The following is a 24,542-nucleotide window of genomic DNA, read 5'->3' on the forward strand; positions in this document are numbered from 1 at the left end:
CGCGTAAGGTTCCTCACACCGCGAACCCGTACGGACGAAGCCCCGGACCGGAGCAGCCGCTCCCGGACCGGGGCTTCGGCGTGTCCGGACCTCTGCGCGAGTTAAATGATCAAGAAGCGTACCTTTGAGGTTCTCAAAGTTGCAGTGTTAACGTGTCCGGCATGATGACTGCCGTGCGCACCCACCACGCCCTGGGCGTCCCGCTCGTGGTGCGCCTGCACGTCGACCTCTGCCGCTGTATGTCCGCGGTCTGTCGCCGCAACGTCTGAACCGGCATCATGCAGCGGCGCCGCCTCTGACGCGGGCGCCGCACCCCCGTCCCCCTGCTCGACCGCACGCCCGTACGTCCGTCCCCCGTACGCCCCGTCGCGTCACATCTGGAGTGTGCCCGTGTCCGCGAATACCGCACCCACCGCCGAGACCGAGGCCGGCAAGCCGTCCGGTTCCGGCTTCCGCATACCCAGCGTCCCCTTCTGGGTCCAGATCGTCGCCGGTCTGGTCCTCGGTGTCCTGCTCGGATGGCTCGCCCGCAGCCAGGACATCAACTGGCTCGTCACCACGCTCGACAAGGTCGGCGGCATCTTCGTCCAGCTGCTGAAACTGGCCGTCGCGCCGCTCGTCTTCTTCGCGATCCTGGTGTCCATCACCAACCTGCGGAAGGTCAACAACGCCGCGAGGCTGGCCACCCGTACGCTCCTGTGGTTCATGATCACCTCGCTGATCGCGGTCGCCATCGGCCTCGCGATCGGCCTGATCACCGACCCCGGCGCGGGCGCGAACCTCGACATGCGCAGCGCCAAGGAGCCCGAACACGCGGGCTCCTGGCTGGACTTCCTGACCGGCATCATCCCGACGGACATCATCACGCCGTTCACCGAGCTGAACGTCCTCCAGATCGTCTTCATGGCGGTCGTCGCCGGTATCGCTGCCCTCCAGCTCGGCGAGAAGGCCAAGCCGATCCTCGCCATCAGCGAGTCGGTCCTGGAGCTCCTCCAGAAGGCCCTGTGGTGGGTCATCCGTCTCGCCCCGCTCGGCACCGTCGGCCTCATCGGCTACGCGATCGCCACGTACGGCTGGGACCTCATCGGCAAGTACGCGACCTTCACCGCCGATGTCTACATCGGCTGCGCCCTGGTGATGTTCGGCGTCTACCCGCTGCTCCTCGCCACGGTCGCGAAGGTCAGCCCCCTGCAGTTCTTCAAGGGCGCCTGGCCCGCGATCCAGCTGGCCTTCGTCTCCCGCTCGTCGGTCGGCACCATGCCGGTCACCCAGAAGGTCACCGAGCGCCTCGGCGTCCCGAAGGAGTACGCCTCCTTCGCCGTCCCCTTCGGCGCCACGACCAAGATGGACGGCTGCGCGGCGATCTACCCGGCGCTGGCGGCGATCTTCATCGCGCAGATCTTCGACGTCCAGCTCGGGATCGGCGACTACATCCTGATCGCGTTCGTCTCGGTGATCGGCTCGGCGGCCACCGCCGGTCTCACCGGCGCCACGGTGATGCTGACCCTGACGCTGTCGACGCTGGGCCTCCCGCTGGAGGGCGTGGGCCTGTTGCTCGCCATCGACCCGATCCTGGACATGATGCGCACCGCCACGAACGTGGCGGGACAGGCGCTGGTTCCGGTCATCGTCTCGGCCCGCGAGAAGATCCTGGACCACGACGCGTACAACTCGGCATCGGCCTCCCCGGTCGACGAGGCCGAGGTCGAGGACGCCAGGCCCGCGGGGGTTCCCGTCGCGGCCTAGGCACGACCCGTACCGCACGCACCGGGAGCGCCCCCGGCCCTACGAGGCCGGGGGCGCTCCCGCGCGTGTGCGGCCGCACACGGGCAATCGGCCACGGGGGCCGGATCGGATCCGCGGGGCACGGTGTGCGCCCGCCCGGCGCCGTAGTCTTGCCGAGGAGTAGCGCAGTGGGGGCGGAGGGGATGTCTGACGTGAGTGCAGTGAAGAGCAAACGGATGCCGCGCGCGGTGCGTGAGCAGCAGATGATGGACGCGGCCGTGCAGACCTTCGGGCAGCGTGGATACCGCGCCGCCTCGATGGACGAGATCGCCGAACTGGCCGGGGTCTCCAAGCCGTTGGTCTACCTTTACCTCAATTCCAAGGAGGAGCTCTTCACCGCGTGCATCCGGCGCGAGTCGAAGGCGCTGGTGGAGGCCGTGACGGCGGCGGTCGAGCCGGGTCTTCCGGCGGACCGGCAGCTGTGGGCGGGGCTGAGGGCGTTCTTCACGCACACCGCGGAGAACCCCGACGGCTGGGCGGTGCTGCACCAGCAGGCGAGCTCGCACGGGGAGCCGTTCGTCAGCGAGGTCGGGGCGCTGCGCAAGGAGATCGTTGCGTTCGTGACGGGTCTGATCGGGGCGGCGGCGCGCGAGGCCCACCATGATCCGGCCCTGCCCGACCGGGACGTGGCGGGGCTCGCGCAGGCACTGGTGGGTGCCGCCGAAGCGCTCGCGGGGTGGGCCAACGTCACGCCCGGGGTCTCGGCCAAGGAGGCCGCGTCGACCCTGATGAACTTCTCGTGGGCCGGCCTGGAGAACCTCATGCACGGGCGCGGCTGGCAGTCCAGGACCGACTGAGGGGCCCGGTCCGGCGGGGGAGCCGGGCCCGGCCCGGCCTCAGTCCGCCCTGGTCACGTGCCCGGTGAGGTGGACGCGGCTGCCGTCGCACACCTCGAAGTCCCGCCCGGCCGCGGCGTAGGTGACGGTGGCGGGCAGCAGCACGGGGGCCCTGAAGTCGGCCCGGACGGAGCGTATGCGGCCGGGATCCCCGACCCCGCCTCCGCTCTCCTGGGCCAGGCAGCGGGCGACGGTCCACATGCCGTGCGCGATGTGCCGGGGGAAGCCGAACAGCCGTGCCGTCACCGGGTGGAGGTGGATGGGGTTCCGGTCGCCGGACGCGGCGCCGTACCGCCGTCCCAGGCCGGTGGGCAGATGCCACTCGGCCACGGCGGGCAGTCCGGCGCCGGCCGCGGGTCCGCGAGGAGCCGGGGAGGTGCCGCCGGAGGGCGACGGCTGCTCGGGAGCGCCCGGCCTCCCGGTCGCGTGCCGGGACAGGTACCCGCTGCGGGATTCCCAGACGAGGGCGCCGTCGAGTCGGGCCTCCGTCACCATGGTGACCTCGGTGCCCCGCCGATGAGGCGTCAGGGCGGCCGCGTACACGGTGAGTTCGAGGGTGTCGTGCGGCTGGAGCACCCGGTGCCCGGTGATCTCGATCCAGGTGTGCACCAGGCCGAGTACCGGGAGCGGGAAGCCGCGGCCGGTCATGACCCGCATCGCCGACGGGAAGCCGAGGACGTGAGGATAGGTGAGCGGCAGTACGCCCGACTCGGCGAAGCCGCAGACCCTGCTGTACGCGGCGAGAGGCCCGGGGGCGATACGGGACGGCGCGAGCACCTCGCGTCGGGCGGGCAGTGCGGCGCCGGGCCGCCCGGCCCGCTTGAACGGCGAGGTGACGGCTCCGCGCACCAGGGAGAGGCCGAGGCTGCTCATCGGTCAGGCCCCCAGCAGGCTCTGGCCGCAGACGCGTACGACCTGACCGTTGACGGCGCCTGACCCGGGCTGGGCGAACCACGCGACCGTCTCCGCGACGTCGACCGGAAGGCCGCCCTGTGAGAGGGAGTTCATCCTGCGTCCCGCCTCCCGGATGAAGAGCGGCACCGCGGCCGTCATCTTCGTCTCGATGAACCCGGGCGCGACGGCGTTGACGGTGACGCCGTGCTCGACGGCCGCGCGCGGGGCCAGGGACCGGACCATGCCGATGATCCCCGCCTTGCCGGCCGCGTAGTTCGTCTGGCCGTTGTTCCCGGCGATCCCGGCGATGGAGGCGGTGGCGACGATCCGGCCGCCGCGGTTCACGGTGCCCGACTTCAGCAGGGCGTCCGTGGTGCGCAAAACGCTGTCCAGGTTCACGTCGATGACGGAGGCCCAGCGGTCGGCCGCCATGTTGGCGAGCCGTCGGTCGCGCGTGATGCCCGCGTTGTGGACGAGGACGTCCAGGCCGCCGGGAGCGGCCGTGGCGATCCGTTCGGCGGCGTCGGGTGCGGTGATGTCCAGCGGCAGGGCGGTCGCCCCGAGCCGGTCGGCGGTGCGGACCAGCTCCTCCCGCGCCTGGGGCACGTCCAGGCAGATCACCTTCGCGCCGTCCCTGGCGAGAGCGGACGCGACGGCCGCCCCGATGCCGCGGGCGGCACCGGTGACCAGGGCGGTGCGGCCCGACAGGGGTGCCGCCCGGTCGGCGTCCTCGCCGGGGGCGTCGGCGGTGAGCTGGACGACCTGGCCGCTGATGTACGCGGAGCGGGGGGACAGCAGGAAGCGCAGCGTGGACCCGGCCGACGCGGCGGTGGCTCCCGGGGCGAGCCTGACCAGCTGTGCGGTGGAGCCCCTGCCGATCTCCTTGCCGAGCGAGCGCACGAACCCTTCGAGCGCCTGCTGGGCGGCAGCCTGGTGGTGGTCGTCGGGGGAGGGCGTGGAACCGAGCACGACGACACGGCCGTTTCCGGCGAGCGACCGTACGACGGGGTGGAGAGCCGCGTGCACGTCGGCCAGCCCGGCGGCCGTGGTGACCCCGGTCGCGTCCAGGACGATGCCGGCCGGCCGTTCGGCGCTTTCGGTGACCTTCAGCCCGGTCGTGGCCAGCACCGGGACGAGCTGCCCCGGCCAGGCGGATTCGCCGGCGGTGAGGTGCAGCAACGGCCCTTCCAGGGCAGGGGTTTCGACGGACCAGCGGCGCAGCGCCGCCGGCGCGGGCAGCCCGGTCCTGCGGGTCAGGAAGCGGCCGGTTGCTGTACCGGTGAAGTGCAGATAGCGGTCGGCCATTGTCCAGACTCCTGCTCGGTCGTAGATTTACTGTTGAGTAAGGTTACTCAAGGGTCAGGAGTAGGTCGAGATGAGTTGGTCGAGTTGATTCCCCTCGCGCTTCCCCAGCCGCGCAGGGTCGCGGTCGTCGGCGGTACCCGCATCCCGTTCGCCCGCTCCGACGGCCCCTACGCGCACGCGTCCAACCAGCAGATGCTGACTGCCGCACTGGACGGACTCGTCGACCGGTTCGGCCTCCGGGGGCAGCGGGTCGGCGAGTTCGTCGCCGGCGCGGTGCTCAAGCACAGCCGTGACTTCAACCTGGCCCGCGAGACCGTCCTGGGCAGCGCGCTGGACCCCCGCACACCGGCGTACGACATCCAACAGGCGTGCGGCACCGGGCTGCAGGCCGTCATCGCCGCCGCCAACAAGATCGCTCTCGGTGCGGTCGACTCGGCGGTCGCCGGAGGTGCGGACACCACCAGCGACGCGCCGCTCGGGGTCAACGACCGGCTGCGCCGCATCCTGCTGGACGCCCGGCGTGCGAAGTCCGCGGGCGCCCGGCTCAGGGCCCTGGCCGCCGTACGCCCGAGTCATCTCGTCCCGGACATCCCGCGCAACGCCGAGCCGCGTACCGGCCTTTCGATGGGTGAGCACGCGGCCGTCACCGCCCGGAAGTGGGGTGTGCCCCGCGAGGACCAGGACCTGCTGGCGGCCACCAGCCACCAGCGGCTCGCCGCCGCGTACGAGCGCGGCTTCCTGGACGACCTCGTCGTGCCCTACCTGGGCCTGGACCGTGACCAGAACCTGCGCCCGGGGTCCACGGTGGAGAAATTCGCCACTCTGAAACCGGTGTTCGGCGCCGGTCACCCCGACGCGACGATGACCGCGGGCAATTCCACTCCGCTCACCGACGGCGCCGCCACCGTGCTCCTGGCCAGCGAGGAGTGGGCCAGGGCGCGCGGCCTGGAACCACTGGCCTACCTGTCGCTGTACGAGACGGCGGCCGTGGACTACGTGCACGGCGAGGACGGGCTCCTGATGGCACCCGCCTATGCCGTACCGCGCGTGCTGGAGCGGGCCGGGCTGACGATGGGCGACTTCGACCTCGTCGAGGTCCACGAGGCGTTCGCCTCCCAGGTCCTCGCGACCCTCGCCTCATGGGAGGAGCAAGGGCTGGCGCCCGTCGACCGGGACCGGTTGAACGTGGCCGGGTCGTCCCTCGCCACCGGGCACCCCTTCGCCGCGACCGGTGCCCGGATCGTGGCGACCCTCGCCAAGCTCCTCGCGGAGCGCGACGCGCCCGGCAGGGGGCTGATCTCGGTCTGCGCCGCCGGAGGTCAGGGGGTCACCGCCATCCTGGAGCGCCCCTGAACGACACGCGAACCCTGTCCCTGCCGCCCGGCCCGGGGCCGCCGAGGCGGCCCTCTGCCCCGTCCCGGACCGAGGCACGGCCCATTCACCCGTCCCGGGCCGCGAGCCGGCCCGCATCGTGAACGACCCGCCGCCCTTCCACACGTGAACGACCCCCGCGCATCCAGCAGCCGCTCGGCGCCTGCCCCAGGGACGGGGCCCGGCGCCGAACCACCATGTCGAGGAGCCGCTCGTGTCCACGCCCGCCCCCACAACCGCCACGCCCGCCGAGCCCGTCCTGGTCGAGCCGACCAAGGTCAGGGCGGCCGACGGCACCGTACGCGAAGTGTCCGTGCCGCTGTTCGCGCCGACGGTGCGGAGCGGCTCGCTCGCCGAGATCCCCTTCGACAACGCACGCGAGGCCCCGGCGGAGCCCGTCCTCAGCCGCAAGCAGGGGGACGGCAGCTGGCAGGACGTGACCGCCGGGGAGTTCGCGGCGGAGGTCCGGGCCGTCGCGAAGGGCCTGATCGCCGAGGGCCTCCAGAGCGGTGACCGGGTCGCGATCATGGCCCGTACGACCTACGAGTGGACGCTGCTCGACTTCGCGTCCTGGGCGGCCGGGCTGGTCACCGTGCCCGTCTACCCCACCTCGTCCGCCTTCCAGACGCGCTGGATCCTCCAGGACTCCGGAGCCGTCGCCTGCGCCGTCGAGACGAAGGAACAGGGGCGGCTGGTCAGCCAGGAGCGCCAGCAGCTGGGCGACCTCACCCACCTGTGGCAGTTCGACACGGGGGCCATCGGCCGGCTGAAGGCGCTCGGCAAGGACGTCCCCGACGCGGTCGTCACCGCCCGGCGCGCCGCCCTGGACCCGCAGAGCCCCGCCACACTGATCTACACGTCCGGCACGACGGGAAGGCCCAAGGGCTGCGTCCTGACCCACGCGAACTTCTTCGCCGAGGTCGACAACGCCATCGAGCTGCTCCACCCGGTCTTCAGGTCGGTCTCGAAGTACCCCGCCTCGACCCTGCTGTTCCTGCCCCTGTCCCATGTCTTCGGGCGGATGGTGGCGATCGGCTGTCTGCGCGCGCGGGTCCGGCTCGGGCACGCGCCCTCCCTCTCGACCGAGGACCTGCTCGCCGACCTCGCCGGATTCAAGCCGTCGTTCCTGCTGGCCATCCCCTACGTCCTGGAGAAGGTCTTCAACACCGGCCGCGCGACGGCGGAGAGGATGGGCCGTGCCTCGTCCTTCGACCGCGCCGCCCGCATCGCGCGGCGCTACGGAGAGGCCGTCGAGGCCGCCGAACACGGCACGGGCCCCGGCCCCGGCCTCGGGCTGCGCGCCGCCCGCGCCCTCTACGATCCGCTGGTCTACCGCCGCATCCGCGCGGCCCTGGGCGGTCACGTCCGGTACGCGATCTGCGGCGGCTCCCCGCTGGGGCGCCGGCTCGCGGCGTTCTACGCGGGGGCCGGCATCCAGATCTTCGAGGGCTACGGCCTGACCGAGACGACGGCGGCGGCCACGGTCACCCCGCCGCTCAGGCCTCGTCTCGGCACGGTGGGCTGGCCCCTGCCGGGCACCGCCGTGCGGATCGCGGACGACGGCGAGGTCCTGCTCAGGGGCGGCCAGGTCTTCGGGGGCTACTGGGACACCGAGCGTGGCAGGGCCGTCCCGTACACGGAGGACACGTGGTTCCCGACCGGTGACCTCGGTGCCCTGGACGAGGACGGCTACCTCACGATCACCGGCCGCAAGAAGGACATCATCATCACGTCGGGCGGCAAGAACGTCACCCCCGCCCCGCTGGAGGACTGGCTGCGCGCCCATCCGCTGGTCGGCCAGTGCATGGTGGTCGGCGACAACCGCCCGTTCGTCAGCGCCCTGATCACCCTGGAGCCGGACGGTCTCGCCCACTGGCGCCGGATGCGGAAGAAGGAGGGGATCCCCCTGCGTGAGCTGGTCCAGGACGAGGAGCTGCGCACGGCACTGCAGCGGGCGGTCGACGAGGCCAACCGGCTGGTCTCGCGGCCGGAGTCGATCCGTAAGTTCACCGTCCTGCCCGGGGAGTTCACCGAGGAGAGCGGTCATCTCACACCCTCGCTGAAGCTGAAGAGGGACGCGATCGCACGGGACTTCGACGCGGAGATCGAAGAGCTCTACCGCCGTACGTGACCGAGGTGCAGTACCGCGCGGAGGAGCGACCGCGCATTGACGGCGGCCGGGGCCGCCGTCCATGCCCGGCCCGCCAGGCACCGGAAAAATTGGAACCAGGACAAAGCGGGCGGAGGTGCGGTTCCCGCATACTCGTCGGTCGGTCATTCGGGCAAACATTCCAAGGCCGAATTTGGAAAATGCCTACGATAAAGCGGCCAATAGGCCGAGAGTGGCGCGATAACGCAAGGGCGAGACGCTGGAGTCTCACCCTCCGGATATGGATATCGCAGCGCATAACGTCCTCCCCATGACTCAGCTGGACGCGCGGCCACAGGCCGGAGACACGGTACGGAGAACCGCCCCTGCCGACGGCGGTGTACGCGAGAAGGGCCTCGGCGGGGACTCCGTCGGGCTGATGGGCAGCGCCGTCCTCGGCATCTCCACCGTCGCCCCGGTGTACTGCCTCACCTCCACGCTCGGCTCCACCGCCGGCGAGGTCGGCGTGCACATGCCCGCCGTGTTCCTGGCCGGGTTCCTCCCGATGCTGCTGGTGGCCTTCGCGTACCGCGAGCTGAACAAGGCCGTGCCGGACTGCGGCACCTCGTTCACCTGGACGGTCAAGGCGTTCGGGCCGCGCCTGGGGTGGATGTGCGGATGGGGCCTGGTCATCGCGACGATCATCGTCCTGTCGAACCTCGCGGGCGTCGCGACCTCGTACTTCTGGCTGCTGGCCGGTCAGATCTCCGGCAGCGACCCGGTCGCCGCCCTCGACGACAGCAAGCCGGTGCACATCCTGACCTGCCTGCTCCTGATCGCCGTGGCGACGGCGATCAGCTACCGGGGCATGACGGCGACCAAGGGCATCCAGTACACCCTCGTCGCCCTGCAACTCGTCGTCCTCGCGCTGTTCGTCGTCATGGCCGTGCGGAAGGCGGGCAGCGGCGACTTCGCCGCCACGTCGCCGGACTTCTCCTGGTCCTGGCTGAACCCGTTCGCCGTCCAGTCGTTCGCCGCCTTCACGGCGGGGCTGTCCCTCTCGATCTTCATGTTCTGGGGCTGGGACACCTGTCTCACGACGAACGAGGAGACCATCGGCAGCGACAGGACACCCGGCCGCGCCGCCCTCGTCGCGATGGTCGTCCTGGTCGGGTCCTACCTGGCCACCGGCATCGCCGCGCAGATGGTGGTGGGGGCCGGGGACACCGGGCTCGGCCTGGCGAACCCCGGAACGTCCGACAACGTGTTCGCCGCCCTCGCGGGCCCCGTCATGGGCCCCGGCCTCGGCATCCTGCTCTTCCTGGCGGTGCTCGCCTCGGCCGCCGCGAGCCTGCAGACGACGTTCATCCCGGTGGCGCGCACGGTCCTGGCGATGGCGTCGTACGAGGCGCTCCCCGCCCCGTACGCGAAGGTCCACCCGCGCTTCAGGACCCCGGGGCGGGCCACCGTGGTCGCCGGCATCGCGACCGGTGTGTTCTACACGGTGATGACCCTGGTCAGCGAGCACGTCCTGATCGACACCATCTACGCGCTCGGCCTGATGATCTGCTTCTACTACGCCCTGACGGCGTTCGCCTGCGCCTGGTACTTCCGCGCCGAACTCACCCGGTCCGCACGTGATCTCGTCTTCAAGGGGCTGTTCCCCGTCGTCGGCGGCGTCCTCCTCACGGCCGTCTTCGGCAAGACCCTGTACGACATGTGGGACCCGGCCTACGGCTCGGGTTCCTCGGTCCTCGGCGTCGGCTCCGTCTTCGTCATCGGCGTCGGGCTGCTGCTCCTCGGCCTGGTGCTGATGGAGGCGATGCGGCGCCGCGCGCCCGCCTTCTTCCGCGGCGAGGTGCTGACGAAGGAGACCCCCGCGCTCGTGGTGAGCGACTGAACGCTCAGCCGGACCGCCAGTAACTCCGCGCGCGCACCCGTTCCTTGGGCGATCACAGCTCCTTGCGGGCGGACGCGGCCCGGGTCAGGGCAGGGAGAAGGGGGTGCCCTGGAGCGGCGTCGACGGTGTCACCCGGTTCGGCCGCCCGTGCCCAGTCGCTCGCGGGCCCGTCGTGGAGGGCGAATTCGAGCCTGAACGTCGCGGCGGCGGGACCGCGGATCACGAGCGTGCGGCCGCGCTGATGGGGTGCGCATCTCCCTCCGGGTGTCCCTGAGCGGGGAGTTGTGTGCGAAACCGGGCCAAGATCCTTTCAGAGTGGACTCAACAGGGCGCCGTACCGCATACCTTGGAGCCGTCACGGACGACGACGGAGGTGCCTCGCATGCGGATCGCCACAACAATCTTCCTCACCGACGAGACGATCACGCCGGTCCGGCTCGCGCGTGAGCTGGAGCAGCGGGGATTCGCCGGGCTGTACCTGCCCGAACACACCCACATCCCGGTGAGCCGGGACACGCCCTATCCCGCCGGTGGCGAGCTGCCGGCCGAATACGGGCGCACCCTCGACCCCTTCGTCGCGCTGGGACAGGCGGCGGCCGTCACCGAGCGGCTGGCCCTCGGTACCGGCATCACGCTGGTCGCGCAGCACGACCCCATCGACCTGGCGAAGCAGGCCGCCACGCTCGACCACCTCTCGGGTGGCCGCTTCACGCTCGGCGTCGGCTTCGGCTGGAACGTGGAGGAGGCGGCGGACCACGGCGTGGAGTGGTCGACGCGGCGCGCGCTCGGCAGTGACCGGCTGGCCCTGATGCGAGCCCTGTGGTCCGATGAACCCACGGCGTACGACGGGGAGTTCGGGTCCGTCCGGGCGAGTCACGCCTACCCGAAGCCGGTGCAGCGGCGGCGCGGGCCCGTGAACGGCCCCCGCACCCTGATCGGCGGGGCGGCGGGACCCAGGCTCTTCGCGCAGATCGCCCGGGACGCGGACGGCTGGCTGCCGATCGGCGGGCGCGGTCTGGCCGAGTCGATTCCCGCGCTGCGCACGGCGTGGGAGGACGCGGGCCGTGACCCGAAGCACCTCCAGGTGGTGCCGTACGCCGTCGTGCCGACCCCCGGCAAGCTGGCGTACTACGCGGACCTCGGCGTCGAGGAGGTCGTCCTGCAGCTGCCTCCGGCGGGTGAGGCCGAGGTCCTGCGGGCGCTGGACGCCTATGCGGCGCACCTGTAGCGGTGACCGGCGGCGTGGAGCGCCACCCGGAGTGCAACCACGGGCGCCGGAATCGCATCTTTCACTCACGGACATCGATGGAGCGGCCTGCGCGCGTGTGCCCGGCTGCCGGGGAGCGGGAGCTCGATGAACAGACCCTTGCGCCACATAGCCATCTTCTGCGGAATCCTGATGCTGGCTCTGCTGATCCGGACCAACTGGCTCCAGTTCGCCAAGAGCGAGGAGCTGGCCGGACACGAGCTCAACCGCAGGGTGAAGATCACCCAGTTCGCGACACCGCGGGGCGACATCATCGTGGGCGGCAAGGCGATCACCGGGTCGAAGGAGGTCACGGGTACCGACTTCAAGTACCAGCGCACCTTCAAGAACGGCCCGATGTACGCCCCCGTCACCGGCTACGCGTCCCAGGCCCAGGGCATGTCACTCCTGGAAAAGACGTACGACAGCATCCTCAGCGGCCAGGACGAGCGGTTCGCCTTCCGGCACGCCAAGGACATCCTCACCGGTGAGCCCCGGCGCGGCGGAGACGTCATCACGACGATCGACCCCAAGGCGCAGGAGGCGGCCTACAAGGGGCTGACGGACCTGGACGCCCGTGGCGCGGTCGTCGCGCTCGACCCGGCCACCGGCAAGGTGCTGGCCCTGGTCTCGACGCCCTCGTACGACCCCTCGGTCTTCGCCGGCAACTCCTTCAAGGAGGGCGACAGGTTCCAGGCGCTCGTGGACGCCAAGAGCAAGCCGCTGGCGAACCGCCCGCTGCGCGAGACCTTCCCGCCCGGCTCCACCTTCAAGATCCTCACCGCCACGGCCGCCCTGGAGCACGGCGTCGTCACCGACGTCGACGCCAGGACCGACGCCGTCTCCCCGTATCCGCTGCCCCTCTCCACGAACAAGATCGGCAGCGAGGCCGGTGACGCCGTCTGCAACAAGGCCTCGCTGAAGACGGCCATGCAGTACTCCTGCAACAACGTCTTCCTCGACATGGCGTCCAAACTCGGCGACGACAAGATGCGGGAGACGGCGCAGAAGTTCGGCTTCAACGAGGATGTCTACTCGGAGGAGTTCGGCGACATGCTCGCCACCAAGAGCCTCTACCCGGAGGAGCTCGACAAGCCCGGCACGGCGCTCACCGGCATGGGGCAGGGCAGCCTCACGAGCACCCCGATGCAGATGGCGATGGTGACGGCGGCCCTCGCCAACAACGGCAAGCTGATGCAGCCCTACATCGTCGACAAGCTGGAGGGGCCGGACCTGTCCGTCCTGGAGCAGCACGAGCCGAAGCTGATGAGCCAGGCGGTCTCCGAGGAAACGGCCAAGAAGGTCCAGGAGATGATGGAGTTCACCGCCAAGGAGGGCAGCGCCCAGCGTGCCCTGATCGACGGTGTGACGGTGGGCGGCAAGACGGGTACGGCGCAGCGCGGTAACGACGTGACCAAGGAGGTGCCGTACGGCTGGTTCGTGTCGTACGGCAAGAACCCCGACGGCCGCGCCGTCGCGGTCGCGGTCTTCATCGACCCGACGGCCATGGACATCTCCCGCTCCGACATCTCCGGTGGCCGCCTCGGCGCCCCGATCGCCCGCAACGTGATGAAGGCGGTCCTGGGGAAGTAGCCCCGCCCGTCCGACCCGTGGGGTCGTCCGCCCGCCCGGTGCCGCACCGGGCGGACGTGTGCCGGGGCGGCGGGCGCGTACCCGGCCTGCGGAAACCGCGTGTCGGGGCGTGGAGCATGTGTGCGATCATCGCGTGCGCTCATTACATGTCCTACACACATGATGGCGGCGTGCCTTCGAACCCACCGGTCGTGCGGGGCCGTTCGCGGGTCCTCGCCACGCACCTCACCGCTCCGGGGGGAACGGAATGCCTCGATCCTTGTGGAAGGCCGCGAGATCCGCGGTCTGTACCACCTTGCTGCTCGTCCTCGCGGTGATCCTGTCATCGCTCCTTCCGTCGACACCGGCTCTGGCGTCCACCGCCGGCGCGGCTGCCGCCCGGGCCGCCGAGGACTGCTCCACCGTGCTCCCGCTCTCGTCGTTCGGCGAGTCCGCGAGCCCGGAGGGGACGACGGACATCCCGGCCGAGGAAACGGTCTGTTACACCGTGACGGTGGACCGGCCCGGCCTGCACCGCCTCCTCGTCACCGGCTCCGGCGCCGAGAACGTCCAGCCCTCCGTGTCCGACGGTGACGACCAGGTCGACTGCTACGACCCGGAGTGGGGCGCCGGCTGGTGCCACCTGGACCGCGAGGGCGCGTACACGCTCCGCCTGCGCAACGCCTGGCCCGACCCGAGCAGGCCGACGGTCGCCCTCGTCCCGCTCGCCTCGGACGAAGGGTGCCTGGCCGAGACCGGCACGGGCTGGGACGGCGCACCGCTCACGGGGTCGGCCACCGGGCCCACCGCCGTCCAGTGCCAGCCCTTCACGGCGCGACCCGGCGAACGCATCACGACCAAGATCTCGACCACCGCGTACGGATCGAGCACGTCCTGGATCACCGACGAGACCGGTGCCCGGATATGCCCGCACTTCAACGAGGACGGCAGCGAAGGCTGCGTCCTGCCCGGTGACGGCCCCTACCGCGTCCTGTCCCAGGTCAGCTACGCGGAGCGCGGATTCCCCGCCGAGTACACCCTGACCGTCCGCAGGCTCTCCGACCCGGCCGGCTGCGCGCGGGTACCGCTGAACGCCTACGGCTCGGCTCCGACCACCGTGAGCCCGTCCTCCGGCTGCAAGGTCTTCTCGGCCCCCGCCGCCGGGCGCTACGACGTCTACGCGGTCGGCTCGGGTGTCCGTAGCGTACTCGGTGTCTACGATCGGGACGGGAAGACCGTCTGCACGACCTGGTCGGGGTGCACCCTGCCCGCCGCCGGTGACTACACCGTGTTCACCGACAAGCCGACCCTGATCATCGACCGCTCCTCCACCGCCGGATGCGTGCGGGTCGAACTCGGCCTGTACAACGGTGTGTTCGAGGCCGGCGGGGAGGTCGACTGCCTCTCGCTGCCGCTTCCCGAGGGTGCCGCCATGGCCGCTCTCAAGCCCAGCGGCGGGCCCGCGCCGCGACCGGACCTGACCGTCGTGGACGCCGACGGTGTGCAACGGTGCGACGCGAGCGCCCTGTCGGGCGGCACCTGCGCGCTCACGGGCGGGGCGCCCTTCCGACTGCTGGTCTCCAGCGACGACGAGGACACCGTCACCGGCGCGTACACGCTGGCGCTGCACCGCACGGACGCGGCGAGCGGCTGCCCCGTCCTCCCGGCGGGGGACTTCACCGCGACGAGCCCGGCCGCCCGTCTCTCCACCGGCAACGGCGTGTTCTCGCACTGCCTGACCATCCCGGCCGGTGCCCACAGCGCGAACGAGAACCTCCAACTCGAAGCGGGGCCGGGCACGGCCTCCCCCGCCCAGGTCTCCGTCCTGGACGACCACGGCAAGCAGGTCTGCTCCGTGTACTCCACTCTCTCCTCCTGGACGACCTGTGCCATGGCCCCGGGAGTCACCCACACGGTGCTCTTCACCGGCCGTGACACCGCCGCCGACTACACGCTGACCCGACGGGACGTCACAGCCACCGCACAGGGCTGCTCCGAGACCCGGGCCGCCGAGGTCGGGGGCCCCTCCACGGGCGGCCTGCTCGGCGCCCCGGGCGCACTGGTCTGCCGGAAGGTCACCACGGCGGACGTGAAGGACGTCCTGCACCTCGACGTCCGCGACGCTCTGGGCACCGCCAACGTCGTCGCCTACGGGGCGGACGGCGTGGCGCTCTGCAACAAGAACGCCGCCTGCGCGGTCACCGGCTCCACCAGCTACCAGGTGCTGCTCACCGTGCGGACGGGGCTGAAGGCCGCCCCTGCCTACCGCTTCGACGCCCTGCGCATCGCCACCGCGAGCGGCCCGGCCGACGAGTGCGTGAAGGTACCCAACATCAGTTACGGCTACGGCCCCGTCACCGGCACGCTGGACGAGTCCCACAGCGCGGTGTGCGCGGCACTGCCCACCGCGTACAACGACCACTTCGACATGAAGATCAGCGACACCACCGGGGCTACCGCGACCGCGGTGCCGGCGCTCTACGGAGCGAGCCGCGCGAACAACTGCTATCGCTCCATCCCTGACGGGTACAAGTGCTCCGTCAGTGAGCCGTACGGCGCTCAGGACACGTCGAGCATCCTCGTGCTGTCCCTTCCCGAGACCGCCTCGCAGACCTCGTACAAGGCCGAAGCGGTCTGCTCGGCCATCCGCTGCGGGACGGAGACGGTCACCGTCGGCGCGGTGACGCCCACGACCGGGGCGACCGGCACCAAGGTCACCCTGCAGGTGTCCGGCACCGCTCTGCACGCGGACGACATCGTGCGCATCTACATGTCCGGCAGGACCGTCAAGGCGACCACCACCTCGGTGTCGGCCGATCGCAGAACGCTGACGGCCGAACTCGACCTGACCGGCGTGGCCGTCGGCACCTGGAGCCTCAGCGTCGTCACGCACAACGCGTGGGAGTACGGCAAGGGCTCCTTCACCGTGACCGAGGCCCCGCTGCTGAACCGCACGCCCCCGGTGATCAGCGGGACCGCGAAGATCGGCGGCACCCTGGCGGCCGGCACGGGAACCTGGTCGGTGAACCCCGTCTCCTACGCCTACCAGTGGTACGCCGACGGCAAGGCCGTGGCCGGGGCGACGGGGCAGGGTTACACCCTGCCGGCGTCGCTGCTGGGCAGGAAGGTCACCGTGACCGTCACCGCCGGTGCGGCCGACGGTGCGGCAGTGGCGAGCACCTCCGCCGCGGTCACCGTCGCGCAGGGTACGGCGCCGAAGGCCACCACCGCCCCGAAGGTCACCGGGAGTGCGAAGGTCGGCTCCAAGCTGACGGTCTCTCCCGGCGTCTGGTCCCCGGCGGCGACCTCGTACGCCTACCAGTGGAAGGCCGAGGGGAAGGCGATCGCGGGCGCGACCGCAGCGGCCTACACCGTGCCCCCCTCGCTGCTGGGCAAAAAGCTCACCGTGACCGTCACGGCACGGCGCACCGGGCACGCGGACGCGGGTCTGACCCCCGCGGCGCTCACAGTGGGCGCGGGGACGGCCCCCAAGGCCACCAAGGCGCCGACGGTCTCGGGCACCGCCAAGGTGGGCCGGGTCCTCAAGGCGGCTCACGGCACGTGGACGCCGGCACCCACCTCGTACGCCTACCAGTGGTATGCGAACGGCAAGGCCGTCGCGGGGGCGACCAAGTCCTCGCTGACCCTCAAGGCCGCCCAGAAGGGCAAGAAGATGACGGTGAAGGTGACCGCGCGCCGCACCGGTCACAGCAGCGGTTCGGCCGTCAGCAGGTCGACCGCCACGGTGGCCCGCTGACGCACGGGCCCACAGGCGCCGGGCTCCCGGACTCCGGGGGCCCGGCGCCTGCGCCTGCTCAGGCCTCCGGTTCCTCGGGGCGCGGGGCCAGGACCAGGTGCTTTCGCCGTTCCTGGGCGCCCACCAGGGCGGGGAGTTCGGTCAGGGAGTCGACGCGCCAGTCCGCCGTGTCCAGGACGTCCGGGTGGTCCGCCCACCAGTGGCCGTAGGGGCCGCGGCGGATGTGTGCCGTACGCAGCCCCGAGGACTTCGCGGGGAACAGGTCGTCGGCCGGGTGGTCGCCGACGTACAAGGTGGCGTCCGGCGCGGCGCCCGACACCTCAAGCACGCGGGAGAAGAACTCCCGGTCCGGTTTGTCCACGCCCCACTCCTCCGACGTGACGACCAGGTCGGCCGGCAGGTCCAGGGCCCGCAGCAGCTGTCCGGCCCGGACCGATCTGTCCCCCGCGATCACCACCCGCAGACCGGCAGCGCGCAGTTCGGCGAGCGCCGGGCGGACGTCGGGGTAGAGGTCGGTCTCGTCCAGGTGCTCGCCGCGCCCGGCCGCCGTACGCGCGTGGGCCGCCTCTTCGACGTCCATGTCGGGGCGCAGGATGCGCAGCGCGTCGGTGCAGTCGCGGCCCTGTACGACCGCCGCACCCACCAGGGCGCTGACGGTGTGCGGCGGGACCCCGAGCCAGTTGGCCCACGAGGCCCAGTGGCGGTCGTCGCGGACGAGGGTCTCTCCGATGTCGAAGACGATCGTTTCCATCACCCCTCCGAGCCTACGGGTCAAGTCGGACATAACGTCCAAGGCGCCAGCAGTGGCCGGGTGCTTCCACCCGGCAGAGGCCCTGGTCCTGACCGAGTGCCGCGCTCGTATGCTCGGTCCATGACCGATCCCCAGCGCCCCACGACCAACGCCATGCGGCGCGCCCTGAGGCGGGCCCGCGACGGTGTCGCCCTCGACGTGGCGGAGGCCGCCGTCCTGTTGCAGGCGCGGGGGGAGGACCTCACCGATCTCGCCGCGTCCGCCGCCCGGGTGCGCGACGCCGGGCTGGAGGCCGCGGGCCGTCCCGGAGTGATCACCTATTCCCGCAAGGTCTTCATCCCGTTGACCCGGCTCTGCCGGGACACGTGCCACTACTGCACCTTCGTGACCGTGCCCGGCAAGCTCCGCAAGGCGGGCCACGGCATGTTCCTCTCCCCCGACGAGGTCCTCGACATCGCCCGCAAGGGTGCCGAAATGGGCTGCAAGGAGGCGCTGTTCACGCTCGGGGACCGGCCGGAGGACCGCTGGCCCGAGGCGCGTGAGTGGCTGGAGGCGGAGGGGTACGACGACACCCTGGCGTACGTGCGGGCCATGGCCATCCGGGTGCTGGAGGAGACGGGCCTGCTGCCGCACCTGAACCCGGGGGTGATGACGTGGACGGACCTGCAGCGGCTGAAGCCGGTCGCCCCGTCCATGGGCATGATGCTGGAAACGACGGCGACCCGGCTGTGGTCCGAGAAGGGCGGCCCCCACTACGGCTCCCCGGACAAGGAGCCGGCGGTCCGGCTGAGGGTCCTCCAGGACGCCGGCCGGTCCAACGTGCCGTTCACCACGGGCATCCTGATCGGGATCGGCGAGTCCTACGAGGAGCGAGCCGACTCCCTCTTCGAACTGCGCAAGACCGCCCGGGCCTACCACGGCGTCCAGGAGGTCATCGTCCAGAACTTCCGAGCCAAGCCGGACACCGCGATGCGCGGGATGCCGGACGCCGAACTGGAGGAGCTGGCCGCGGCCGTCGCCGTCGCCCGCCACATCCTCGGCCCCTCCGCCCGCATCCAGGCCCCGCCGAACCTCGTGGACGCCGAGTACGCCCTGCTGATCGGGGCGGGCATCGACGACTGGGGCGGCGTCTCGCCGCTGACACCGGACCACGTCAACCCCGAGCGCCCGTGGCCGCACATCGACGAACTCGCGTCCCGCACCGCCGAGTCCGGTTTCACGCTGCGGGAGCGCCTCACCATCTACCCCGAGTTCATCCAGCGCGGTGAGCCGTGGCTCGACCCGCGCCTCCTCCCGCACGTGCGGGCGCTCGCCGACCCGGAGACCGGGCTGGCCAAGGAGGGCGCGATCCCGGTGGGGCTGCCCTGGCAGGAGCCCGACGAGGGCTTCAACGCCTCGGGACGCACCGACCTGCACCGCACCATCGACACCGACGGACGCACCGGCGACCGGCGCGACGACTTCGACGAGGTCTACGGCGACTGGGAGGCCCTGCGCGAGGCCGCGGCACCCGGCATGGTCCCGTCCCGCATCGACGCCGACGTACGCCAGGCTCTGAGCCAGGCCGCCGACGACCCCACGAGGCTCACCGACGACCAGGCGCTCGCCCTGCTCCACGCGGACGGGCCGGCCCTGGACGAGCTGTGCCGGATCGCGGACACCCTGCGCCGCGACGTGGTCGGTGACGACGTCACCTACGTCGTCACCAGGAACATCAACTTCACCAACGTCTGCTACACCGGCTGCCGCTTCTGCGCGTTCGCCCAGCGGCGTACGGACGCCGACGCCTACACCCTCTCGCTCGACCAGGTCGCCGACCGTGCCGCGCAGGCCTGGGACGTCGGCGCGGTCGAGGTCTGCATGCAGGGCGGCATCCACCCGGACCTGCCCGGCACGGCGTACTTCGACATCGCGCGCGCAGTGAAGGAACGCGTACCCGGGATGCACGTCCACGCCTTCTCGCCGATGGAGGTCGTCAACGGCGCGACCCGCACCGGCCTGTCGATCCGCGACTGGCTGACCTCGGCCAAGGAGGCCGGGCTCGACTCGATCCCCGGTACGGCAGCCGAGATCCTCGACGACGAGGTCCGCTGGGTCCTCACCAAGGGAAAGCTGCCCACCGCCACCTGGCTGGAGGTCATCAGGACCGCGCACGAGACGGGCCTGCGCTCCTCGTCCACGATGATGTACGGCCATGTCGACCAGCCCCGCCACTGGCTCGGCCACTTCCGGACGCTGGCCCGGCTCCAGCAGGAGACCGGCGGCTTCACCGAGTTCGTCACCCTGCCCTTCATCCACACCAACGCCCCGGTGTACCTCGCCGGTATCGCCCGTCCGGGCCCCACCGGCCGGGACAACCGCGCTGTGACGGCGATGGCCCGGCTTCTGCTCCACCCGCACATCACCAACATCCAGACCAGCTGGGTGAAGCTGGGAGCGGAGGGTGCGGCCGAGATGCTGCGCTCGGGTGCGAACGATCTCGGCGGGACCCTGATGGAGGAGACCATCTCCCGTATGGCGGGCTCCAGTTACGGCTCGTACCGGTCGGTCCAGGACCTCGTGGCCATCGCCGATCTCGCCGGCCGCCCGGCGAAGCCGCGTACGACGCTGTACGGCGAGGTGCCCCAGGAGCGCGTCGAGGCCGCCGCCGCGTCGGACGGACACCTGCCGGAACTACTGCCCGTCCTGCCGGGCTGACAGCCTGTCTCTCTCCCCGTCCGCGCCACCCACCGGACGGGGAGGGGCGCCGGCGGCCGTCCCCGTCGGCTGCCCGGCTCAGCGCCCGGCGACGAAGGTGACGAAGTCCGCCCAGGCGGGGGCGCTCACGAGGAGGGCGGGTCCGGTGGGTGCCTTGCTGTCGCGGACGGGCACGAGCCCCGGGAAGCCGTCCGCGACTTCGAGGCAGTTGTTGGCTCCACCGTCGCTGTAGCTGGACTTGCGCCAGGCCGTGGTGGAGAGGTCGGGGATACGGCTCATGATGTCTGCTCCTCCAGGACGCCCCTGATGAACCCGATGGACTCCGGCGGGGGTAGCGCCCGGTCCCGGAGGCGATCGTAGGACAGCCGGTAGCGCGTGACCGCTGCCGGTTCCTCGATGAGCTCGGCGGCCGACGAGGTCGAGGCGGAACTCCTCTCCTGCGCGGAAGCGGTCCTCGGCGGCGCGGAGGCCGTTCTCGCGGACACGGCCGCGGGGGAGGCGGCGGTGCGCTTCGCCCTGACGCGGACCGCCGAATCATTGCGGGACGTGCTGCGCGTCGCGCACTGCAGAGAAGGGAGGACATCCGGAAAACTCTGAGGAATGCCTTTCAAAGGGGATCTGAGGAGTTACTGAGTACATTCCGTTCGACCCCTGAGACACCCCATTCCGTTCGATTACAGTGCTTGCGCGGTCGCACGCCGGTATTCGTTGAGGAAGGGGCGCGGTGAGCACTGGGACCACAGCTGTCTGGGGCCGTGCCGAACAACAGGACTTTCGCAGCCGGGTGCGCGGCGCCCTGCTCGGCGGTGCCGTCGGAGACGCCATAGGGGCGGGTGTCGCCCGGCTCACCCTGGAGGAGATCCGCGCCGCCCACGGGGTCGACGGGATCGTGGACTTCGTCCCCGTGCACGGACGGCGGGGTGCCGTCACCGCCGTCACCCAGCTGACCCTCTTCACCGTCGACGGGCTCATCAGGGCACAGGTCCGCCGGGACACCGGCGCCTGGCACCCGCCCACCGACGTGTTCCGCGCCCATCTGCGCTGGGCGGCCACGCAGAGCGCCTGGGGTCCCGACGAGCGCCGCAAGGACAACGGCTGGCTGGCCAGGGAGGAGTGGCTCTACACCCGCCGCGCCCCCACCCGCGAATGCCTCATCGGCTTCGGGGACACCACCATGGGCACCCTGGCCGTGCCCAAGAACCCGTCCGCACGCGACTCGGCCGCGCTCACCCGGTCCGCCCCGTTCGGGCTGCTCGTCGGCTGGGAGCCCCAGCTCGTCCTCCAGCTCGCCGTCGAGTGCGCCGCCCAGACCCACGGCCACGCCACCGCCCAGCTCGCCGCCGGAGCCCTCGCCCTGCTCGTGCACGGGCTCGCCCGCGGGGAGACCCTGGACGGCTCCGTGCAGCACACGCTCGCGCTGCTCGCCGAGCGGCCGGGCAACGAGCAGGTGACCGACGCGCTCCGCCAGGCACTCGGCTCCGTACGGCAGGGAATTCCCGGACCCGCGCTCATAGAGGCGCTCGGTGACACCGACTCGGCGGAAGAGGTCCTCGCGGTCGCGCTGTACTGCGCGCTGGTCGGCGAGGACGTGCGGCACGGTCTGCGGCTCGCCGTGAACCACTCCGGGCCGTCGGCGGCCACCGGCTCCGTCTGCGGGGCGCTCCTGGGGGCGCTGCACGGCGAGACTGCGCTGCCACCCGCCTGGCTGGCGGAGCTGGAGGGGCGTTCCACCCTCCTGGAACTCTCCGACGACTTCGCCATGGAGATGACGCAGGGGCCCGCCCTGCACAGCCCCACCGCGGTCGCCCCGGGCTGGGTGGCCCGCTACCCGCGGGACTGAGACGGGCAGGGCATCCCCGGGAGGGCAGAGGCGGACGGACGCCGCCGCGCCCGCCCGCCGTCCCTGTCCCCCCGCGTCACGAGAACCTGTCAGTCCCTCGCGCCCTCGGGAACGCCGGTTCCCTCCGGGCCCGTCTTCTGCGTGGGGACGCCTGCGGTGGCGGCGGTACCGGCCGGGCCACCGTCGTCCGTGTTGATCATCTCGATGAGGGCGTCGCGCTCCGGGGTGTCCTCGGGCTTGATGAACCCGATGACGATGTAGAGCACCAGCGAGATGGCCAGCGGCAGCGCCACCTGGTACTGCAGCGCGACGTCCGTCTTCACCGAACCGTCGAGGTTGTAGTTGGTGAAGAAGAAGGCGAGCAGCCCCGCCGCCCAGCTGGTGAGCGCCGCCGTCGGGCCGGACCGGCGGAACCCGCGCAGCAGGCCGAGCATGAACGGGATCGCGATGGGGCCCATCAGGCCGGCCACCCACTTGATGACGACCGTGATGATGTCCTTGAACGTCGGCGAGTTGATCTGGGTCGCCAGGGCCATGGACAAGCCGAGGAAGGCGAGCGTGGACAGCCGGGCGGCGAGCAGACCACTGCGGTTGCTCCAGGTCCGGGCGGCCTTGGAGAGGACCGGTGCGATGTCCCGGGTGAAGACGGCGGAGATGGCGTTGGCGTCGGAGGAGCACATGGCCATCGTGTGCGAGAAGAAGCCGACGACGACGAGGCCGAGCAGCCCGTGCGGCAGCAGCTGCTCGGTCATCAGGGCGTAACTGTCCGACGCGTCCGGCTTCTTGGCCTCGACGAGCAGCGGGGCGACCCACATCGGGAAGAAGAGCACCGTCGGCCAGACCAGCCACAGCACGGCCGAGAGGCGGGCGGAGCGGGTCGCGGAACGTGCGGAGTCCGTGGCCATGTAGCGCTGGGCCTGGTTCCACATGCCGCCGTTGTACTCGAAGGTCTTGATGAAGAGATACGCCAGCAGGAAGGTCACGGTGTACGGACCCGCCGTCGGGTCGGTGTGCCCCTCGGGCAGTTTGTCCCACACGGTCCACAGGGAGCTGAAGCCGCCCAGCTTGCTCATCGCGATGACCAGCATGGTCAGACCGGCGAAGAGCTGGATGACGAACTGCCCCAGCTCGGTGAGGGCGTCGGCCCACAGTCCGCCGACTGTGCAGTACACGGCGGTGATGGCACCCGTGATGAAGATGCCCTGGGTGAGGCTGATGCCGGTGAAGACGGACAGCAGGGTCGCGATGGCGGCCCACTTGGCGCCGACGTCCACGATCTTCAGCAGCAGACCCGACCAGGCCAGGGCCTGCTGGGTCGGGATGTTGTAGCGGTTCTTCAGGTATTCGAGCGGTGAGGCGACGTGCAGCCGGGAGCGCAGCCGGTTGAGCCGGGGTGCGAAGAGCTTCGCCCCGATGCCGATACCGATCGCGATCGGCAGGGACCACGTCACGAACGACGTGACGCCGTACTGGTAGGCGATTCCGGCGTAGCCGGTGAACATCACCGCGCTGTAGCCGGACATGTGGTGCGAGATGCCCGAGAGCCACCACGGCATCTTGCCGCCGGCCGTGAAGAAGTCGCTGACGTTGTCCACGCGCTTGTGCGACCAGAGTCCGATCGCGACCATCACACCGAAGTATCCGATGAGCACGGCCCAGTCGAGACTGTTCATGTGCCCCCTCCAGGGGTCCGCCTTGTGAACGGGAACGCACTTCGTCAGTACGGCCGTTCAGCGGTGGCCCCGTGCGGGAACGGGGACTTCGGGGATTGAACCGCCTGTCCGGGTCCTCGGTCAAGGTCTCCTCGATCAGGGATGTGAACGCGGATCAGCAAGTCGAACGATTTTACTCGTTCTTGACCTTGTGGGGCGTTGTCGTGAACGTGACCACGGCCACACGATGAGCGGGCACTTCGTCAGGCTGTGCAGAGACCCACGCCATGCAGGAATGCCCGAGAACGCAGAACGGCCGCACGGGATGCGGGTCCCGTGCGGCCGGAGAAGAGGGAAGAGCTGAACCACGTGACGCCCGGGCGCTGTTGACGCCTGTCGGGCGCCCACCACCGACGACCCTGCGAGTGAGGTGCGTCGGCGGCGGCGCCGGGTCCTGTGGCGGGCGAGGTCCCCTCGGCCAGGACGGCGAAGCCGGTCGAGAGGGCTCCTGAGGGCCGCGCGCGAGGACCGGGCGCGGCGCGTGGGTGAGGACCTGGACGCGGCGCGCGCGTGGCGGAAGGCCGATCAGGCGTTGATCGAACCCGAAGCGACATCACGGACGAAGGTGTTCCAGGCCCCGGACACGAAGCTGAGCGAAGGGCCCTCGGGGGCCTTCGAGTCACGCACGGCGATGGCACGGGTGACAGGTGACTTCACCTCGACGCAGGCTCCGTTACCGCCGGAGTACGACGACTTCGTCCAGTTTTCCGTAGCACCCTGAAGAATAGCCATGTTCACTCCGGTTCAGAGAGTTGATGTGGGAGGGCACCAACTTCGTTCCTGTTGG

General features: G+C 71.0%; 18 protein-coding genes and 1 pseudogene. 11 read left to right on the top strand and 8 right to left on the bottom strand.

The window, feature by feature from the left end:
- Positions 1-390 precede the first annotated feature (390 nt).
- The gene (locus tag OG206_RS18780) at positions 391-1,746 is read left to right on the top strand and encodes a dicarboxylate/amino acid:cation symporter (RefSeq protein WP_327117539.1); all 1,356 of its coding nucleotides are present in this window, start codon (positions 391-393) and stop codon (positions 1,744-1,746) included.
- 215 nt (positions 1,747-1,961) lie between these two features.
- A complete protein-coding gene (locus OG206_RS18785) occupies positions 1,962-2,582 on the top strand; it encodes a TetR/AcrR family transcriptional regulator (RefSeq protein WP_327122323.1) in 621 nt (206 codons plus the stop codon).
- A gap of 39 nt (positions 2,583-2,621) precedes the next feature.
- On the opposite strand, the gene OG206_RS18790 is transcribed toward OG206_RS18785, so the two are convergent.
- Positions 2,622-3,494 carry a MaoC/PaaZ C-terminal domain-containing protein gene (locus OG206_RS18790; RefSeq protein ID WP_327117541.1) on the bottom strand — a complete coding sequence of 291 codons (873 nt, stop codon included), beginning with the start codon at positions 3,492-3,494 and terminating at the stop codon, positions 2,622-2,624.
- A gap of 3 nt (positions 3,495-3,497) precedes the next feature.
- Positions 3,498-4,820: a 3-oxoacyl-ACP reductase gene (locus OG206_RS18795; protein ID WP_327117543.1), complete on the bottom strand. Its 1,323-nt coding sequence runs from the start codon at positions 4,818-4,820 to the stop codon at positions 3,498-3,500.
- Positions 4,821-4,895: 75 nt separating this feature from the next.
- Between OG206_RS18795 and OG206_RS18800 the strand changes: the two genes are divergently transcribed.
- From OG206_RS18800 to OG206_RS18810, 3 genes are all read left to right on the top strand, one after another.
- Positions 4,896-6,173, top strand: coding sequence for an acetyl-CoA C-acetyltransferase (locus OG206_RS18800; RefSeq protein WP_327117544.1), 1,278 nt, complete (start codon positions 4,896-4,898; stop codon positions 6,171-6,173).
- Between the two features lie 232 nt (positions 6,174-6,405).
- On the top strand, positions 6,406-8,322 hold the full coding sequence (locus tag OG206_RS18805) for an AMP-dependent synthetase/ligase (protein WP_442805865.1): 1,917 nt from the start codon (positions 6,406-6,408) through the stop codon (positions 8,320-8,322).
- 289 nt (positions 8,323-8,611) lie between these two features.
- Complete coding sequence (locus tag OG206_RS18810; protein ID WP_327117546.1) at positions 8,612-10,180, top strand: APC family permease; 1,569 nt, start codon at positions 8,612-8,614, stop codon at positions 10,178-10,180.
- 87 nt (positions 10,181-10,267) lie between these two features.
- Here OG206_RS18810 and OG206_RS18815 read toward each other — a convergent pair.
- Positions 10,268-10,427 (bottom strand): annotated as a pseudogene (locus OG206_RS18815) (siderophore-interacting protein); the annotation flags it as partial.
- Positions 10,428-10,562: 135 nt separating this feature from the next.
- Here OG206_RS18815 and OG206_RS18820 point away from each other — a divergent pair.
- The 3 genes from OG206_RS18820 (at position 10,563) to OG206_RS18830 (ending at position 16,755) form a co-directional block, all read left to right on the top strand.
- Positions 10,563-11,408 (top strand): LLM class F420-dependent oxidoreductase, encoded by an 846-nt coding sequence (locus tag OG206_RS18820; RefSeq protein WP_327117548.1) that lies wholly within the window; start codon positions 10,563-10,565, stop codon positions 11,406-11,408.
- Positions 11,409-11,534: 126 nt separating this feature from the next.
- Positions 11,535-13,019: a peptidoglycan D,D-transpeptidase FtsI family protein gene (locus OG206_RS18825; protein WP_327117550.1), complete on the top strand. Its 1,485-nt coding sequence runs from the start codon at positions 11,535-11,537 to the stop codon at positions 13,017-13,019.
- A 247-nt stretch (positions 13,020-13,266) separates the two neighbouring features.
- Positions 13,267-16,755, top strand: a complete 3,489-nt coding sequence (locus OG206_RS18830) for a hypothetical protein (RefSeq protein WP_327117552.1) — start codon at positions 13,267-13,269, stop codon at positions 16,753-16,755.
- Between the two features lie 58 nt (positions 16,756-16,813).
- On the opposite strand, the gene OG206_RS18835 is transcribed toward OG206_RS18830, so the two are convergent.
- Positions 16,814-17,506, bottom strand: a complete 693-nt coding sequence (locus tag OG206_RS18835) for an HAD family hydrolase (RefSeq protein WP_327122325.1) — start codon at positions 17,504-17,506, stop codon at positions 16,814-16,816.
- Positions 17,507-17,626: 120 nt separating this feature from the next.
- Between OG206_RS18835 and OG206_RS18840 the strand changes: the two genes are divergently transcribed.
- Positions 17,627-20,203 carry a bifunctional FO biosynthesis protein CofGH gene (locus OG206_RS18840; RefSeq protein ID WP_327117553.1) on the top strand — a complete coding sequence of 859 codons (2,577 nt, stop codon included), beginning with the start codon at positions 17,627-17,629 and terminating at the stop codon, positions 20,201-20,203.
- A 78-nt stretch (positions 20,204-20,281) separates the two neighbouring features.
- On the opposite strand, the gene OG206_RS18845 is transcribed toward OG206_RS18840, so the two are convergent.
- Entirely contained in the window at positions 20,282-20,482 is a 201-nt protein-coding gene (locus tag OG206_RS18845; RefSeq protein WP_327117555.1) for a DUF397 domain-containing protein, read from the bottom strand.
- Positions 20,479-20,688, bottom strand: a complete 210-nt coding sequence (locus OG206_RS18850; RefSeq protein WP_327117558.1) for a Scr1 family TA system antitoxin-like transcriptional regulator — start codon at positions 20,686-20,688, stop codon at positions 20,479-20,481. Before OG206_RS18850 ends, OG206_RS18845 begins: the two co-directional genes overlap by 4 nt.
- On the opposite strand from OG206_RS18850, the gene OG206_RS18855 reads away from it, so the two are divergent.
- Complete coding sequence (locus OG206_RS18855) at positions 20,600-20,800, top strand: hypothetical protein (RefSeq protein ID WP_327117560.1); 201 nt, start codon at positions 20,600-20,602, stop codon at positions 20,798-20,800. The two genes, OG206_RS18850 and OG206_RS18855, sit on opposite strands and share 89 nt — an antisense overlap.
- A 127-nt stretch (positions 20,801-20,927) precedes the next feature.
- The gene (locus OG206_RS18860) at positions 20,928-22,043 is read left to right on the top strand and encodes an ADP-ribosylglycohydrolase family protein (protein ID WP_327117562.1); all 1,116 of its coding nucleotides are present in this window, start codon (positions 20,928-20,930) and stop codon (positions 22,041-22,043) included.
- 89 nt (positions 22,044-22,132) lie between these two features.
- On the opposite strand, the gene OG206_RS18865 is transcribed toward OG206_RS18860, so the two are convergent.
- Positions 22,133-23,716, bottom strand: a complete 1,584-nt coding sequence (locus OG206_RS18865; RefSeq protein WP_327117564.1) for a sodium:solute symporter family protein — start codon at positions 23,714-23,716, stop codon at positions 22,133-22,135.
- Between the two features lie 564 nt (positions 23,717-24,280).
- The gene (locus tag OG206_RS18870; RefSeq protein WP_327117566.1) at positions 24,281-24,487 is read right to left on the bottom strand and encodes a DUF397 domain-containing protein; all 207 of its coding nucleotides are present in this window, start codon (positions 24,485-24,487) and stop codon (positions 24,281-24,283) included.
- Positions 24,488-24,542: the final 55 nt, after the last annotated feature.

Origin of the sequence: Streptomyces sp. NBC_01341 (assembly GCF_035946055.1) — a bacterium.
Taxonomy (GTDB): Bacteria; Actinomycetota; Actinomycetes; order Streptomycetales; family Streptomycetaceae; genus Streptomyces.